Origin of the sequence: Microcystis sp. LEGE 08355 (assembly GCF_015207185.1) — a bacterium.
GTDB classification, from domain to species: Bacteria; Cyanobacteriota; Cyanobacteriia; order Cyanobacteriales; family Microcystaceae; genus Microcystis; species Microcystis panniformis.
On record NZ_JADEXI010000800.1, the window covers coordinates 1 to 1,651 of the forward strand.

The following is a 1,651-nucleotide window of genomic DNA, read 5'->3' on the forward strand; positions in this document are numbered from 1 at the left end:
CTGAGTTAGGTAATCGCGCTGGGATGGTGGGGGCTGCTAAATTAGCTTGGCAATTATTGGACTTGCGCGGGGATTCTATTATGGCTGGGTCTGACTAAAATTGTCTGACTTGAAAGAGGGTGTGGGGTGTAGGGTGTAGGGAAAGAAACCTCTTTCATCTGTGGGGGTGAAAATTTTTTCATCAGGACTGAGTTAATCGTGAATGATTAAATGGCGATCGCGATCGCTGCTCACCCATCCCTGACGCTGAAATTCGCCTAACAAACGCGTCACCGTTACCCTTGTAGTACCGATAGCATTGGCGAGATTTTGATGGGTTAAACGGATCTTTAAACGACTGCCTTGGGCGATTGGTTCTCCCATTTCCCGCTTTAATAGCTGTAGTAACTGCTGGAGACGTTCCTCGACTCGTTTGATTCCTGCGATCGCCAGTAGGGATTCCGTTTGTTGTTGACGACGGATCATTTGATTTAACATCATCCTGGTTAATTCCGCCGAATTTTCCACTTCGGCGATCGTGTACCACTTTAGGTAGAGTTCCGACAAGGCTCTGGCGTGATAGGATTCCAGATGGGTCAAATTTAAGCCAAAAAAGTGGGATGAATGAACCCAGCCTAGTAAAATTTCCTCTCCACTCTCAGATACTTGACTTAGTTGCGCCATACCCCGATAAACTTGCCAGACTCCATCAACCACCAGAGGAATATTTTCCCCGCGATCATAAAAATGGAGCCGACGACTCTCGCTGTAGTCTTCTCGGAAGGGTGAGGAGTTGGGATTATAGGTCAGCAACATGATCAAAGTTCTCCTAGGTGAGGGGCTAACAATTTTAACCCCACTCTACTGTATCAAGGTAAACATTAGGTAATCCCCAGATTAACAGTTATCATTTATCAGTTATCAGTGGGTCAGTTATCAGTTCACTGATTACTGTTCACTGTTCACTGTTCACTGAAATAACTCCCCCATTTCCCTCTCCCGCAGCTGAAAAACCTACAGATTATTAATTTAAAGCATCTTTAAGAGCCGTGCGAGCGGCCAGATGATTGCGGGTTGAGGTGAGAATTTCCGATTCTCGTTGCAGACGACTGACTGTATCGAGCATTTCTAATAAAGCTTGTTGTTCCCCGGCCACACCGTAGAGATTACCCGCCACCCAGTAGGATAATTCCAGGGGAAGACTAGGCAAATCGTCGGGGAGTTCAATTTTTTGAGCGGTTAATTTGGCTGATAGATGGACCACATCCCGCAGCAGTCGATCCACTTCTTTGGCCAGAGGTCGCAGATCTTGGATGGTGGGGACATCTTCAATCCACTCCACCAAACCGACACGATAGGGTTTTTCCCGGACGTATTCTAGGACACGGAAACGCTGTTGACCGATGGTGAGAATTTTTAAGCGATCATCCGGGAGACGTTGACAACGGACAACTTCCGCACAACTGCCGACTTTAGCGATTTCTCCCGTGGCTGGATCTACCATTAAGACCCCAAAACGGCGATCTTCTTCCAATATCGTATTCATCATAATCCGATAGCGAAACTCGAAGATGTGCAGGGGCAGAGGACGACCCGGGAATAAAACAACTTCGGGTAGGGGAAAGAGAGGTAATTCTCTAACGGCAATGGAAGAAGTGGCCATAGGTTTAGT

Annotated in this window: 2 protein-coding genes and 1 pseudogene; 1 reads left to right on the forward strand and 2 read right to left on the reverse strand. The window is 47.0% G+C overall.

All coding sequences use genetic code 11. The annotated features are described in order from the left end of the window. Positions 1-98, forward strand: a pseudogene (locus IQ242_RS27325) (ROK family protein); the annotation flags it as partial. A 94-nt stretch (positions 99-192) separates the two neighbouring features. On the opposite strand, the gene IQ242_RS24145 reads toward IQ242_RS27325, so the two are convergent. Both IQ242_RS24145 and IQ242_RS24150 read right to left on the reverse strand, forming a co-directional pair. Next, positions 193-795 carry a Crp/Fnr family transcriptional regulator gene (locus tag IQ242_RS24145; protein WP_193961702.1) on the reverse strand — a complete coding sequence of 201 codons (603 nt, stop codon included), beginning with the start codon at positions 793-795 and terminating at the stop codon, positions 193-195. Between the two features lie 208 nt (positions 796-1,003). After that, positions 1,004-1,642, reverse strand: coding sequence for an LON peptidase substrate-binding domain-containing protein (locus IQ242_RS24150; RefSeq protein WP_002765437.1), 639 nt, complete (start codon positions 1,640-1,642; stop codon positions 1,004-1,006). Positions 1,643-1,651 lie beyond the last annotated feature (9 nt).

Bases quoted from the DNA above. Each gene is read 5' to 3' on its own strand.
- IQ242_RS24145 (WP_193961702.1), bottom strand. From the start codon at position 795: ATGTTGCTGACCTATAATCCCAACTCCTCACCCTTCCGAGAAGACTAC.
- IQ242_RS24150 (WP_002765437.1), bottom strand. From the start codon at position 1,642: ATGGCCACTTCTTCCATTGCCGTTAGAGAATTACCTCTCTTTCCCCTA.